Origin of the sequence: Schaalia radingae, assembly GCF_900106055.1 — a bacterium.
GTDB lineage: Bacteria > Actinomycetota > Actinomycetes > Actinomycetales > Actinomycetaceae > Pauljensenia > Pauljensenia radingae_A.
In genome coordinates this window covers 1,245,753-1,260,796 of the sequence record NZ_LT629792.1, presented here as the reverse complement: position 1 = coordinate 1,260,796, position 15,044 = coordinate 1,245,753, and the positions used below count along the sequence as shown (strand labels likewise).

Below are 15,044 nucleotides of genomic sequence, written 5' to 3'. Positions count from 1 at the left end.
CCTATTTAATGCGTGAGTTGCATTTTACGCACGCGTCCGCGCCGCGATGCAGCCTCCATGCGTGTGGCCGCCTCTTCGACACGTACTGCTGCATCCTCGAGGCGTTCATATCCAGGCAGGTCGGTCGCATCGACATACGCCGAGCCGTCTCGCCCATTGCTCCGGAGCATCGTGTCCAGGCTGACAAGCTGAGGATCGATATCCGCGTCCTCATCTGTTCGCGCCGGGTCAGCCCAGCGTTTCGACTGGTCTTTCCAAAGAGACTGCCATGATTGGGCGCCTCGGCGTGACAAGGCCAAGCTTGCCAGGACGCCTCCTGCCAGAGCCACAACAACCAACGTTGTCAGCATGATGACCACAACAGAACCAAACATGTCTTCATTGTCATGTGTGACGCCAGCGAGAGCCACAGTAAACGCCGCACATGCTCAATTTGTTATCTGTGATCTCCTAAGCATCTGCCAGGCGCTGCGAGACGACGGTTGTGACCCCGTCACGCATCGTCACGCCGTAGAGCGCATCAGCGATTTCCATCGTGCGTTTCTGGTGGGTGATAACAATCAGCTGGCTTTCTTCCTGCAGCTCCCGGAAGATTTTGAGCAATCGCGTCAGGTTCACATCGTCGAGGGCGGCCTCAACCTCGTCCATGACATAGAACGGTGAGGGACGCGCCTTGAAGATGGCGATGAGGAATGCCAGAGCTGCCAGGGAGCGTTCTCCGCCGGACAGCAGTGACAGGCGCTTGACCTTCTTGCCCGCCGGCCTGGCTTCGATCTCGATGCCCGTTGTCAGCATCGAATCTGGATCCGTCAGCGTCAGGTTGCCCTCGCCGTTGGGGAAAAGGACCTCGAAGGTGTGGGCAAACTGTTCGCGCGTGTCGTTAAACGCGGTGGTGAATGCTTCTTCGACCAGGCGATCGACGTCGTCAATGATATGCAGCAAATCGGCTTTCGACGATTTCAGATCATTGACCTGGGAAACCAGGAATTCGTGGCGCTTGGACAGTGCTTCGTGTTCCTCCAGAGCCAGCGGGTTCACGCGGCCAAGTTTTGCCAGGTCACGTTCAGCAGCCGCCAGTGCCTTTTCCTGTTCGGGGCGCGAAAAGGCAGTCGGGTCGCCCTCGCCTGAAAAATCCGGCACGAGGTTATGGGGGCCGAATTCTTCGATGAGCTGGTCAGCTTCCAGGCTGAGTTCCTCCATCGACCGGGCGGTCGCCTGTTCCAGGCGCATCATGGTCTGTGCACGTGCGATTTCGTCCTGGTGCGCCAGGCCGGTGATCTCGGCAATTTCAGCATTCACGGCATCGAGCGCGGCGCGCAATTCGATGCGCTCATGGCTTGACTGCTGACGCAGTGATTCAGCTTCGGCGCGCAGCTGTTCCCAGTGCTCAACGATTCGAGCGGCAACGTCCACGCCGTACTGAGCCTGTTCGGCAACGCGTTGGGCAATGAGCAGCTTGCGCCGGCGCTGGTCCTCACGTTGGGCGTATCGGCTGCGCTCCTCACGGCTGCGCGCTGCTGCCTGCCTGAGAGCTCGAGCCCTTCCTCCGCTTTGTCTCGACCGTTCTTCATTGGTGCGAAGTTCCAGACGCGTGGCCGTCTCATGTTCGCGAGCTTCGCGGGCTATGCGCGCGGCTTCGCCTGCTCTCTGTTGAGCCGGCTCAGCGTCGGGAGCCGGTTCCATGTCTTTGGAGGTGCTCAACCGCTCGTCGGCGGTATCCACCTGGCTGCGTGCCCATTGAACATGCTCGGCGACTTTACGTGCGGTCGCCTCGCACCTTTGTGTCTCTGCCTGAGCAGCCTTGGCTGCCGACTGGGCGCGCGCGTATGCTTCAGCGAGCTTTGCGCGCTGCGAGTCCTGGGCACGCAAGGCTTTGAGCGCTTCGTTGGCAGCGCGGATCGCCTGATCGAGTACCTCATTTGCGTGAACCAGCTGTTCAGAGGCCTTCTGTTCGTCATCGAGGGCGTGGCGCGCTCCCTCAACGGCCTGTTCGTACTGAGCGCGCACACTCAACACCGAGGAAGTTGAGTGGCCAGATCCGATCAGTGACTCCCCCGTGACAACATCACCGTTGGACGTAACCACTGTTCGAACGCCGGGATGCTCCAGCAGGTCCTGCACTTCGTCGAGATCCCGGCACACGACGACGCTTTCGAGCAGCTTCGTGACGCTGCGCGAAACCGAGTGCGCGTGGGTGATGACGTCCAGCGCCCAGCGCGCTCCAGACGGAAGGGGGCCACGTGGCTGCTGTTCCACCTCGTTATTGCCGTCGCCGTCACCGGCGCGCATCATGCGCATCTGTCCTTGTTGGTGTTCGCGGGCGTGACGCAGGCAATCTATTCCGTTCGCCGTTCCGTCGACGATCGCGGCATCAGCCAGCGGGAACAGTGCTGCGGCAATGGCATCTTCCCAGCCCGGCTCAATGGTCAAGGCTTCAGGGACCGTTCCGAGGACACCGGAGCGGCCTGCCAATGTCGAAGTTGCGTCGTCGGGTGCGAGCTGCTCAGCCAACGTGTCACGGCGCGACTCCCACCTGGCTCGCTCGGCGCGTGCTTCCCGCTCACGCGCCACCAAAGCGTCAACCTGACTTCGGGCTTCATCGCGTTTGACGGAAGCCTGCGAGTGGTTGCGCGCAGCAGTGTCTTCGCTACCCTCGCCATCGGGAGCAGGCGTCTTTTGGAGGGCTTTCTCGGCTTCCTCCTGACGTTTGCGCGCGGCGCGCACCAGTTCTTCTGCTCGATTTTCCTCAGCTTCGGCAGCTACGAGGCGTGAGCGCGCAGATTCGACGTCGCCTGTCAGACGTGCGATCTTCTCACGTCGATCCGCTATCTGGCGCGTGATGCCGGACAGCCTCCCGTGGGCTTCTTCATCACGCTGCTCCGCCTCCTCACGAGCACTGATAGCCTCCTGCAGGCGCCGTCGGCACTCTTCTACTGTGCGCAGAAGCTCAGCGTCCTCGGCACTGGCCTCATCGGCACGCCTGTCCAGTTCGTCAGGATCGTCACCGGAGGGCGCATCAAGTGGACGTTCGAGGGAGGCAATCTTGTCGCGGGTCATCAGAACTGTTGCGCGCAAGGACTCCCCGATCGCAGTAAGGTCACGCCAAGCGGTATTCGCCTCAGTCAAACGCGGATCGGCTTCGCGTTCGCGCTGTTCACAAAGTTGAATACTTTCTGTCAGCTCGCGCGCTTGAACACGCAATTCCTGAGTTTTCTGGGTACGCATCTGGTCGGATTCGTCGTGCGCATTCAGGCGGTCGCGCAGGTCAACGATCTCATCTGCAATCAGGCGTGCCTTTGCGTCACGAACACGAGCCTGTATCGATTGTGCACGGCGGGCCGTTGCAGCCTGGCGTGCCAGTGGGCCAAGCTGGCGGTGGATTTCCTGCGTGAGGTCGAGGACCCTCACCAGATTCTGATCCATTTGCTCAAGCTTGCGCAGGGCGCGTTCCTTACGTCGGCGATGCTTGAGAACACCGGCGGCCTCTTCGATGAAACCTCGACGCTCCTCAGGTGTTGACGAGAGGATCTGATCGAGTTGTCCCTGACCCACGATGACATGCATCTGTCTGCCCATACCCGTGTCGGACAGGAGTTCCTGAACATCGAGCAGGCGCGCTGGGGTGCCGTTGATGGCATATTCTGATCCCCCACCGCGGAACAATGTGCGCGAGATCGTCACTTCTGAGTAGTCGATGGGCAGAGCCCGATCGGTGTTGTCGATGGTCAGATCAACTTGAGCACGCCCCAACGGTGCTCGCGAGGATGTTCCGGCGAAGATGATGTCCGCCATCTGTCCACCGCGCAACGTTTTGGCACCTTGTTCGCCCATGACCCAGGCAAGAGCATCGACGACGTTCGATTTGCCCGACCCGTTCGGGCCGACTACACACGTGATGCCGGGTTCTAGACGCAGCGTTGTCGCCGAAGCAAAGGATTTAAAGCCTCGTAACGTTAAATTTTTCAGGTGCACGTCTTTAAGAATACGTAAAAAGGCAGTTAAGCGTGCATTGCATCTTCGGCAAGCTCCGGGAACCACAGGGCAATCTCGCGTTGGGCAGAGTGCGGCGAATCTGATCCGTGCACGATATTTTCCGCGGTTGCGCGTCCCCACGCGCGGCCCAAGTCGCCACGAATTGTTCCTGGCTCGGCGTCAGTCGGGTCGGTTGAGCCGATTAGTCGGCGCACTCCGTCGACAACGCGTGTCCCTTCGACAACGGCAGCCACGAGCGGTCCAGACGACATGAATTCGATCAATGCAGGGTAGAAATGGCGATGGCGGTGTTCATGGTAATGTTCCTGAAGCAATTCTTCAGAGGCTTGCTGAACTTTCAGACCAACCAGCTTGTATCCCTTTGATTCAATCCGTCGCAGCACTTCGCCTGTCAACCCTCGCCTGTATCCATCAGGCTTGACCAGCACCAGTGTGCGTTCATGGGAGCCGTCTGTACGTTCGTGTGCCGACATAGCATTCCCCCTCGTAGATGATCGTGCACTTCATGCAGCCTTTCGGCCACTAGGTCAAAAGACCTACATTATTATGCAGTCACTCTTCGAGCTTGTCGACCAGTGCATCTATTGCTTCCTGTGCCTGCGGTCCTGTGGCACGCAGCTGCACAATGTCACCCTGACGCACTCCCAGCGCCATCACTTCCAACGCTGACCCTGCATCGGCTCCGTTCACGAATACTTCTGCATCGAATGAGCCAGCTAAGCGAGCCAACAATGCAGCCGGACGCGCATGGAGCCCTACCGGGTCGGCCACTCGCGCAGTTGCCGTCACAACGTGGTCAGCGGTGTCTTCGTTTTCGTGAATCACGACGCGTCCCACCGGGGAGGCGGCAGAACGCGGCGTGTCAGGAGCGCCAGCCCGTTCAGCTGCGGCGCGCACCTCACTGCGACTACTGCCTGATTGCGCACTGATCGCAGCAGCAATGGTGCCTTCAACGAGTGGAGCATGCGCGTGTTCCAACGCCTCGAAGTCTTCCATTTCCTGGACGGATTCCACGGTCAGATCTGCTGAGCCCATGTCGGTCAGACACACGACGCCTGCACCGTCATGGCCGGTCTCGATTGCTCCGAGTGCGCGGGTAATCGCAGAGGCAACCTTGTCGTAGGAGGTGCCCAGCGAGCCGTCCTGCATTCCCCCCGCGCATTCGATGTGCACGTCGGGTGCCATCTGCTCTGCTACTTCCCGCACGCCCCTCGCCAGGAGGTCACTGTGGGACACGATTACGAGGGCGACTTTTGAGCTCATCGGTTATCCACCGACTTTGCGCCCTTAGCCGCAGCTCGGATAATCATCGCTGAGGAGGCGGCTCCAGGATCGCGGTGGCCTGCTGAGCGCGGCCCCAGATATGATGCGCGCCCCTTCGTGGCCTGCATGTCGATCGTGGCTTCAACGCCTTCTTCGGCAGCGCGCGCGGCGGCCTCGAGAATCTCGCAGATCGGGCGCTCCGCTTTGGCAGCTTCATGAGCGGCGCGAGCGGCCGGTGCCCACGCATCGACCATCGTCTTTTCGCCTTCTTCTGCCTTGCCTCGGGCCTGGATGCCTTCCAATGCTGCGTCGAACATGGCCACCACGTCCCGGGTGGAGATTTCCTGTCCTGTCAGTGCCTGTGATGCGCGCAGGAACGCTGTGCCATACAGTGGGCCGGCAGCTCCGCCAACCGTGGACATCAGGGTCTTCGCAACTGTTTTGAGCAGGGCCGCTGCAGCTTCGTGCGCATGGTCATCGGACTCCATCGCGTCGCGAACGGCACTGAAACCGCGATCCATATTCTCACCGTGGTCGCCATCCCCGATGTGTCGATCCAGGTCAATCAGATATTCTCTGTTGTCTGCGATCGTGTGCACAGCAGTCATCATCCATTCGCGGATCCACTGCTCGTTTAGCGTCTCACTCATCTATGCTCCTGATGTCATTTCCAGGCCGGCGTGCATACGGGAGCATCGAAAAGCTCCACGATGTCGTTGTCCGCCCGTAATAGGGTAACTGAAACACCCGGCATTTCCAGTGACGTCACGTAGTCACCCACCAGGCTGCGTGCCAGCTTGATTCCGTCACGCTGCAGCAATTCGGCCACGTGACGGTACACAATGTACAGCTCACTGAGTGGGGTTCCACCCATGCCGTTGACCAGCGCGATCACGGATTCGTCTGCTTCGAGGGCCAATTCAAAGCGAACCTTTTCGTAGAGCTCTTCAGTCAGCGTGTCCGCAGTTTCCATCTGGCCGCGCCGATATCCGGGTTCGCCGTGGATTCCGATCCCCAGTTCAATCTCGTTGTCACCCAGTTCAAAGGACGGGCGTCCTGCATGTGGCACGGTGCAGGGCCCCAGTGCCAATCCCATCGATCGGACGTTGTCGATCACGTGCTGAGCGATGCGGGTGACAGTATGCAGATCGTCTCCGCGTTCGGCTGCTGCGCCAGCGATTTTCTCCACTAAAACCGTGCCTGCCACGCCCCGTCGTCCGGCTGTATAGAGCGAGTCCTCCACTGCGACATCATCATTGACGGTAACAGTGGCAACGTCGATGTCGTCCATCTGCACCAGTTCGGCAGCGGTTTCAAAGTTGAGCACATCGCCCGTGTAGTTCTTGACGATGAACAGCACGCCCGCCCCGCGTTCGACAGCCAGTGCTGCCTGCGCGATCGGGTCAGGTGTCGGTGACGAGAACACGGCACCGGGCACAGCGGCATCCAGCATGCCTTTCCCAACGTATCCCGCATGCAATGGTTCGTGGCCCGACCCACCACCGGAGACGATGGCAACCTTCCCCTGATCTTTTGCGTGTGCGCGAATGATATAGGCTGGATTCGTATGGACGGTGACAAGGTCGGAGTACACGCCACCGAAGCCTTGCAGAGCCTGCTCAACTACTTGATGAACGTCGTTGACCAGTTTTTTCACCAGTGCCTCCTTGAACCAATCGGTCTCACATCCATGGTGCCATCCTTCAAGGATTCTGACCACGGAAATGGCGACATTCGTGGAAGTCAGCGGCCGTTAGCCTGGGAGATGATCTGTGTGGCCTGCCCTGCCAGTACAATCGAACCGAACACGATGACGGCCACATTTTCACCCGGCTCGGCGCGTGTTTCCACACGGGTGGCAGCTTCCGCTACTGCTTCGGCGATGTCAGGGATCCGGCTCACCCTCGTGTCATCAAAGACATCCTCAGCAATGGCCTGCACGTCGTCCAGTTCCATTGCCCGCACAGAATCCATCTGAGTGACGATCAGTTCGTCCATCACGGGTTCAACTTCGCCCAGCATTGTGTCCACGTCCTTATCCGACATCGCGGCGAAGACACCAACCACGTGAGCCAGACCAAGATCCTCGATGGCGGCGCGAACGGTACGCGCACCTGCCGGGTTGTGGGCTCCATCCACGATGATCATGGGTGAGCGTCGCACGACCTGCAGCCTGCCCGGTGATGTCACTGCACCGAATGCCTGCTCGACCACCTGCGCGTCCAATGCGCGCTCACCGATGAACGCTTCCACACCTGTCAAAGCGGCCGCAGCATTGTGGGCCTGGTGTTCGCCATGAAGGGGAAGGAATATATCGGTGTACATCGCATGCGGAGTGCGCAGTGACATGAGCTGCCCGCCTACTGCCCTTTCACGGGCCACGACCTCAAAGTCTGTGCCCTCCGCCAGGAGGCGCGCACCCACCTGGTCGGCGCGCTCGCGCAGAATCTCGAGCACCTCGTCACGCTGGTGGGCAACAACAGTGATCTGGCCGGGTTTGATGATGCCGGCCTTTTCATGGGCAATGTCCGTGACCGTGTTGCCCAGCCACTTTTGGTGATCAACGTCGATCGGCATAATGACACCGACCTGACCGTCCACCACGTTGGTGGAATCCCACGTGCCTCCCATACCGACTTCCACCACAGCCGCGTCGACCGGATAGTCTGCGAATGCAGCCAACGCCATGACAGTGAAAACTTCGAAGAACGACAGTGTCGGGCCACCCTGCTCGATCGAGCTGTGGTCAACCATGTCGATATAGGGCTGCACATCGTGGTAGGCATCAATGAAGGCCCGGTGCGAGATGGGCTCACCGTCCAGGCAGATGCGTTCGCGAACGTCCAGCAGGTGCGGCGACGTGAAACGGCCCGTGCGCAGGCCCAGCGCTCCCAGCAGGGCATCCATCATGCGTGCAGTTGTCGTTTTGCCGTTCGTGCCCGTGATATGCACGCTCGGGTAAGACGTGTGGGGATCGCCCAGAATATCCATCACGCTCCGCACGCGCTCCAGGCTGGGTTGGACTTTGTGTTCCGGGGCGCGCGCCACAATTGATTCGTAGATGCGTGCCACTTCCGCGCGTTCCTGGGCAGCCTGCTGCGCGTCGTCGAGCATGCGTTCGTGATCTTCTTCGTCCGAGGGTGTCCCGTCCTCGTCCTCATCTGATTCGATTTCAGCCAGGATCGACGGATCGGGTCCGAGCAGGAGCGAATTCTCTACCAGTGCACGCAATGCCTCGGCTCGCTCCCGGTCTGCCCGATCCGCCGCTTCTTCGGCTTCCTGACGAGCCTGTTCGGCCTGACGGTCTGCCTCAGATGGCTCATCTGCAGCCTCAAGGTAGGGCAGCAAATCCGCAGGAATGCCGCTGGGTTCCTCGTCGGAGCCAAAGAAGGCGGGATGGTCACTCATGGAACAGGGTTCTCCTTCAGTTATCTGCGTGCACGCTGACGTGCGCTGCCAGCGTATCGCCTGGAACGATGGAAACGGACAGCGACAGTGTTTCGTGCGCGATCATGTCTCGATGCGTTTCCGCATCCGCCACGTGTTCCTCTGGCACGGTCAGCTCCAGGTCGATGCGGTCTGAAATATTCAGATCCTCTCGCTTGCGCTCGTCCTGTACGATGCGGATGACGTCGCGCGCGTATCCCTCGGCAGCAAGTTCGGCGGTGATGTCCGTGTCGAGGACGACCACTGTGCCGTCAGCCAGAACGGATGCAACCTCACCTTCTGATGCTTCGACCGTAGTCGACACAGAGAACTGTCCCTCGCCCAGTTGAACGGGCTGCCCGCCCACCTCGACGTTGGGGAACGTCACAGTCTGACCTGATTCGTCCAGCTCCCACTGCCCCTGCTTGTGGGCTGCGAAAAGCTGAGAGGTGACCTTACGGACCTCGGGGGCGAATTCGCGAGGATTCAATGCCAGTTGCGTCGTCACTTTCAGACCGGAGTGATCCGGATCCACTAAAGTGACGTTCTTGACGTTCACTTCACTGGCAATGAGGGAAGCGAAGGGTTCAAGGGAGGGCGCCGCCTCCGAGACGACGGAAAGCTGACGCAGAGGCTGGCGCACGCGCAGATTATGCGTCTTGCGCAATGCGTGAGCACCTGATACGGCCTGACGCACTGCATCCATCACGGCGACCAGTTCGTCGTTGCGCACTGCCTCGGGCATTGTCGGCCAGTCCTGCAAGTGGACCGATTCTCCACCTGTGAGTGCCCGCCAGATTTCTTCGGTCAGCAGGGGCAACAACGGGGCGGTAACCTCGCACAGGGTCACCAGGGCTGATGACAATGTGTCACATGCGCGCGCATCTTCATCCCAGAAGCGCTGACGCTGAGTGCGCACATACCAGTTCGTCAGAACATCCATATGATCCTGAACCAGTGAACACGCCGTGCCGATATCGTACGCATCCAAAGCGGTGCGAACAGCGTCAGCCAGTGACTGGGTGCGTGCTAGCAGGTAGCGATCCATGACGTCGAGGCCGTCAAGCACTTTCGGATCGTCCAAGGCCAGCGGCTCAGCCACATATCCATTGCCATGATCGGACGCACCTGCGTACAGGGCGAGGAAGTGGTAGGCATTCCACAGGGGAAGCAGGATTTGGCGCACCGTGTCGCGGATGCCACCCTCGTGAACAATGAGGTTACCGCCGCGCACAACCGGTGAGCTCATGAGGAACCACCGCATCGCGTCGGACCCGTACTCATCGAAGACGCGGTTGACGTCCGGGAAGTTGCGCAAGGACTTGCTCATCTTACGGCCATCGTCGCCCAGCACGATTCCGTGGGAGACGCAGTGCGTGAATGCGGGCCGGTCAAACAGTGCGGTGGCCAGAACATGAAGTGTGTAGAACCAGCCGCGGGTCTGCCCGATGTACTCGACAATAAAGTCGCCCGGGTAGTGGCTTTCGAACCAGTCGCGGTTTTCAAACGGGTAGTGCACCTGGGCGTACGGCATGGAGCCCGACTCGAACCAGCAGTCGAACACATCGCTGATGCGGTGCATTGTGGATGTGCCGGTCGGGTCGTCGGGGTTTGGTCGCGTCAGCGTGTCGATGAATGGGCGGTGCAGATCGGTGACCTCGACCCCAAAATCAGCTTCGAGGTCCGCAATCGAGCCGTAGACGTCAACGCGGGGGTATTCCGGATTATCTGAGACCCACACGGGGATCGGCGCACCCCAGAAGCGGTTACGCGAAATGGACCAGTCGCGGGCGCCGGCCAGCCAGTTTCCGAAGATCCCGTCCTTGGTGTGCTCAGGTACCCATGTGATCTGCTGGTTGAGCTCCACCATTCGGTCACGGAAAGCACTGACCTTGACGAACCATGAACTGACCGCCTTGTAGATCAACGGTTTACGGCAGCGCCAGCAGTGTGGGTAGGAATGGGTGAATGAGGATTGACGCACCATCTTCGCACGCACCTCTTCAGGGCGACGTGCGATGGGCCCTGATTGTTCGCGCAGGTGAGCCAGCACGAGTTTGTTCGCGTCGAACACCTGCACGCCTTCGTAGTCGGGCACCTCAAAGGTGAAGCATCCTGCCTCATCGACAGGGACGACAGGCCTGATGCCGACTTCCTGACAGGCGATCATGTCGTCTTCACCAAATGCCGGTGCTGTGTGCACCAGGCCAGTGCCGTCCTCAGTGGTGACGAAGTCGCCAGCGATGATGGTCCATGCGTTCGGTCCGGGCGTCTGGCCTTCAGCGCGGCGTTCATCGGTATCGAAGTAGTCAAAAATCGGTGCATAGCGCCGTCCGACCAGCTCAGAGCCAGGATAGGTGGCTTCGATCGTCGGACCTTCGCCCAGTTCCTTGCTGTAGGACGCCAGCAAGTCATGCGCGATGATGACGCGTTCACCCGCCAGTTCGCCTTCCTGAGGAACAACCGTAACGTATTCGATGTCCGGCCCAACAGTGATGGCGAGATTGGAAGGCAGTGTCCACGGGGTTGTTGTCCAGATCAGGGCCAGCTCGCCGCTTTCCATGCGTAAGCCGACGGTGACTGACTGGTCGGTGCGGTCCTGATAGACGTCGTCATCCATCTTCAGTTCGTGGTTCGACAGCGGGGTGCGATCGTGCCAGCAGTACGGCAGCACGCGGTATCCCTCATATGCCAAACCCTTGTCATACAGCGTCTTGAACGCCCACAGCACCGATTCCATGTAGGTGATGTCAAGAGTCTTGTAGTCGTCGTCGAAGTCGACCCAGCGTGCCTGGCGCGTCACGTAGTCCTGCCATTCATCCGTGTAGCGCAGGACGGAGGATCGGCATTCAGCGTTGAACTTTTCGATGCCCAGTCCGCCTGGTTTGGTGATTTCGGAGACGTCGTCGATACCGAGCAGGCGCTGTGCTTCCAGTTCGGCGGGCAGGCCGTGTGTATCCCATCCGAAGCGTCGCTCCACTCGATGCCCCAGCATCGTCTGGTAGCGGCCGACGATGTCCTTGATATAGCCGGTCAACAGGTGGCCGTAGTGTGGCAGGCCGTTGGCAAAGGGCGGACCATCATAGAAGACGAATTCATTGTCGCCGCGATTGCCCGCAGCACGCTCATTGACGGACTTGGCGAAAATATCGTGCTCATCCCAGTACTTGAGAGTCGCCTCTTCCATATCTGGGAAAGAGGGGTTACCGGTTGGATGGGTGTTCCCGTTCAGAGGGTAATGTCCCTGCGCCATGATGGTCCTCGTTTCGTCTCCTGCGTAGCAATACAGGGACGGATCCTGGCGTCGCCAGCTTCCGCGGTACCACCCCGTTTGACGCTCGCGCTCCGTTATCAGGATCCCCGAGCGACCACTCGTTTGGGGCTGTGTCGGGCCCACCCGTCCGGTTCTACTGAAGGCCGAAGCCTCGTTCTTCCAGAAGACTCCCCGCTGATATCCCGGAACTTCCGGGTCGGATCATCGTCACTGTCAATAGTAGCCGACTTGAGACCCACGGCTCATGCGCGTCCATGTGGCGTTTGCCCTAGTTCGACTCATCTGTTTCACGGGCGACAAGCGTGTTGCTGGCTTGGGCGCGCGGACGAATAATCATCGAATCGATGTTGACATGGGAGGGCCTGGTCAGGGTCCATACAATCGCATCTGCAATGTCAGCAGCTGTCAGTGGCTCCGCAACCCCCTCGTACACCGAATCGGCGGCTTCCTGTGACTCCAGGCGACGCAGGGAGAATTCCTCCGTTTTGACCATGCCAGGTGCGATCTCAATGATCCGTACCGGCTCGCCTACTAATTCAATGCGCAGAGTATTGGCAATGATACGTTCGGCGTGTTTGGCGGCCACATATCCTCCCCCGCCGGGATAGGTGTCATGGGCGGCTGTCGATGTCAGGAAGACGATGTCACCGCCGCGCTCACGCATCTGTGGCAGCAGTGCCCGGGTCAGTTGCAGCGTGGTCTTCACATTGATGTCGAACATGTGCTGCCACTTGTCCACAACGGCGTCAGCGATCGTTTCAATCCCTCTGGCCCCTCCAGCACAGTTGACGAGGGCATCCACCGCACCTTTCTCGTCAGCGAACCTGGCCAGAGCGTCAACCTGGCCTTCATCCACCAGGTCTGCAGCGAAGGGAATACATCCGCATTCGTGTGCAAGATCTTTCAGACGATCACCGCGTCTGGCAACAGCAATGATCTCCCAGTTACGGTCACGAAGCTGGCGAACTGTTTCCTGTCCGATGCCACTGGATGCGCCCGTCACGATCGCGCGTCGCGTGGGCTGGCCTGCAGATGGTGAAGTTGTCATAACTCCATTATGGTCTCTTCGGACACGGAAGGAGGTCCGATGGCATCGCGTCAATTCAGTGAGCGGACCACTGTGCGCGCCTGTTACACGGGGTACGTTGTTTAGGAGGTCATCAACAACCTGGCTCCCCTGCTCTTTGTCATCTTCAACGAGCAGCCCGATATTTCCGTCGCACAACTGGGAATCCTGTCATCGTTTAACTTCTGCATCCAATTGCTCATTGATTTCATCGCGATGTTCATCGTGGACAAGGTCGGCTACAGGCCGCCTAAGGTATGCGCCCACGCGGCAGCTACGGTCGGCCTTGTGCTACTGGCGGTACTCCCCCAGGTTGCGTCCGATCCGTACGACAGCTCTCATCTCGCTTATCGGCACGCAGTAGTAGTCACTGCTGCCACTGCTGTGGGCGGTCATTCCTGCCGTGAATCTTCTGCTCTTTCTGCGTGTCCCCTTGCCGCCCACTGTGGCCGACGACGATCGCACACCCGTGAAATCACTACTCGGGATGCCCGTTTTCCTCATTGCATTGGTGTTGATGATGATAGGCGGACCTGCTGAGCTGACGATGGTGCAGTGGTCTTCTTTCTTTGCCGAGCAAGGTGTCGGTGTGCCCAAAGGGACATTAGCCTCGTCCGGTTTCTTCGAGCCGGTCGCGCGGATTTTACCTGACGATGGCGGGTCAGGACTGCGTGCTGCCCTATTGATCAGCGCGGTCGTGCCACTGGTCTTTGCCCTGTGCGTCCCGCTGGTTGCGCCTCGTAGTTGGCCTGTTCATAGCGGCAGTGAGCTAGAATAGAGCCAACCTTCAAAGGGTCTTCCTGTAGCTCGCTATACTGAATAAGAATACTTTTTAGAATCAACGGGATAGGACGCTCCGTGAGTGCTTTATATCAACGGGTCTACGATGACATTCGGAACCGCATCGTCCGTGGTGATCTGAAGATCGGCTCACGCCTTCCCCGCGAGGCTCAGCTGCGCGAACACTATTCCGTCAGTTCCATCACCATTCGCCGCGCACTGGACATGCTGCGCGAGGACGGCTTCATCACGCGTCAGCCTCGCATCGGGACCACGGTCGTGTCGAATACTCCAACCCGTCCTCGCGAAGGGCAGAAAGAACCGCTGATCGGCCTGATTGTCACGAATTTCGACGAAGCGTTCGGTGCGCATATTCTGACCGGAGCATTTGAGGCGTCTTTTGGGACCGCGAATCTGATCGTCAAATTGACGCGAGGCGAAGCTGGCCGCGAAACCGAAGCGATTCAATCAGTGATCCGGGCCGGCGTGCAGGGCATTATCCTGATGCCGCTCATTTCCGAGATGATCAATCCGGTTGTCCTCAAGCTTATCGGAGAGCATTTCCCGTTAACGATCCTTGACCGCCATTACCAGACGATTCCGGTAGCTGCGGTGAGTTCGGACCACGAGGCAGGCGCTATTACTGCAACGGAGTATCTCTTTGATGCAGGTCACCGCCATGTTGCCATTATCGGTGCGCCGCGAACAGTTACATCCAATGCCGATCGCCACTCCGGCTGGGTTAAGGCACACGCACTGCGCCATATCAGCTTGGATCAGTCACTGTCCTATCACGAGATTCGTTCGACCACACCGGGCACGAACGTGTCGGTGGAAGACGATCAGGTCCAGCTGCGCGCCTTTATTGAGCAGCACCCGGAAGTCACTGCGTTCGTCGCGTGCGAATACAATATTGCGCTTATCCTGCGTGACACCCTCGACGACATGGGTCTGCGTATTCCCGAGGATAAGTCCATTATCTGCTTTGATCACCGTCCAGCGGGTTTCGACCACACGCTGTCACACTTCACGCATATGAAGCAGGAGCAGGAGGAACTGGGCCGACTGGCTGTTGAAACGACGATCCAGCAGATTCGCGAAGGTGCATCCACAGAGAAGATATCTTTACCGTTGACGCTGGTGGAAGGCGAGACAGTCGCTCACTTGAACGACTAATTCTCAACGCGGCAATTTTGCCGACGCCCTTGACATGCCGCAGGATCAGTGTCACTGTATATTGTA

General features: G+C 59.2%; 11 protein-coding genes. 2 read left to right on the top strand and 9 right to left on the bottom strand.

Annotated features, from left to right (window positions below; genetic code table 11):
• Nucleotides 1-5 precede the first annotated feature (5 nt).
• From BLT69_RS05560 to BLT69_RS05520, 9 genes are all read right to left on the bottom strand, one after another.
• The gene (locus BLT69_RS05560) at nt 6-374 is read right to left on the bottom strand and encodes a hypothetical protein (RefSeq protein WP_157886353.1); all 369 of its coding nucleotides are present in this window, start codon (nt 372-374) and stop codon (nt 6-8) included.
• Between the two features lie 76 nt (nt 375-450).
• Nucleotides 451-3,972, bottom strand: coding sequence for a chromosome segregation protein SMC (smc, locus tag BLT69_RS05555; RefSeq protein WP_092648587.1), 3,522 nt, complete (start codon nt 3,970-3,972; stop codon nt 451-453).
• A gap of 26 nt (nt 3,973-3,998) precedes the next feature.
• Nucleotides 3,999-4,466, bottom strand: a complete 468-nt coding sequence (ndk, locus tag BLT69_RS05550; RefSeq protein ID WP_070727201.1) for a nucleoside-diphosphate kinase — start codon at nt 4,464-4,466, stop codon at nt 3,999-4,001.
• A 79-nt stretch (nt 4,467-4,545) separates the two neighbouring features.
• The gene (dhaM, locus tag BLT69_RS05545) at nt 4,546-5,256 is read right to left on the bottom strand and encodes a dihydroxyacetone kinase phosphoryl donor subunit DhaM (protein ID WP_070727199.1); all 711 of its coding nucleotides are present in this window, start codon (nt 5,254-5,256) and stop codon (nt 4,546-4,548) included.
• A complete protein-coding gene (gene dhaL / locus BLT69_RS05540; RefSeq protein WP_070727197.1) occupies nt 5,253-5,906 on the bottom strand; it encodes a dihydroxyacetone kinase subunit DhaL in 654 nt (217 codons plus the stop codon). Before dhaL ends, dhaM begins: the two co-directional genes overlap by 4 nt.
• A gap of 14 nt (nt 5,907-5,920) precedes the next feature.
• Nucleotides 5,921-6,913 carry a dihydroxyacetone kinase subunit DhaK gene (dhaK, locus tag BLT69_RS05535; RefSeq protein WP_092649101.1) on the bottom strand — a complete coding sequence of 331 codons (993 nt, stop codon included), beginning with the start codon at nt 6,911-6,913 and terminating at the stop codon, nt 5,921-5,923.
• Between the two features lie 86 nt (nt 6,914-6,999).
• The gene (locus BLT69_RS05530; protein ID WP_092648586.1) at nt 7,000-8,664 is read right to left on the bottom strand and encodes a glutamate ligase domain-containing protein; all 1,665 of its coding nucleotides are present in this window, start codon (nt 8,662-8,664) and stop codon (nt 7,000-7,002) included.
• Between the two features lie 16 nt (nt 8,665-8,680).
• Nucleotides 8,681-11,935, bottom strand: coding sequence for an isoleucine--tRNA ligase (ileS, locus tag BLT69_RS05525; RefSeq protein ID WP_092648585.1), 3,255 nt, complete (start codon nt 11,933-11,935; stop codon nt 8,681-8,683).
• A 289-nt stretch (nt 11,936-12,224) separates the two neighbouring features.
• Nucleotides 12,225-13,004, bottom strand: coding sequence for an SDR family oxidoreductase (locus BLT69_RS05520; RefSeq protein WP_070727192.1), 780 nt, complete (start codon nt 13,002-13,004; stop codon nt 12,225-12,227).
• Nucleotides 13,005-13,491: 487 nt separating this feature from the next.
• On the opposite strand from BLT69_RS05520, the gene BLT69_RS05515 reads away from it, so the two are divergent.
• Both BLT69_RS05515 and BLT69_RS05510 read left to right on the top strand, forming a co-directional pair.
• Complete coding sequence (locus BLT69_RS05515) at nt 13,492-13,800, top strand: hypothetical protein (protein WP_141757399.1); 309 nt, start codon at nt 13,492-13,494, stop codon at nt 13,798-13,800.
• An 80-nt stretch (nt 13,801-13,880) separates the two neighbouring features.
• A complete protein-coding gene (locus BLT69_RS05510; RefSeq protein ID WP_070727187.1) occupies nt 13,881-14,978 on the top strand; it encodes a GntR family transcriptional regulator in 1,098 nt (365 codons plus the stop codon).
• The last annotated feature ends 66 nt before the right edge of the window (nt 14,979-15,044 follow it).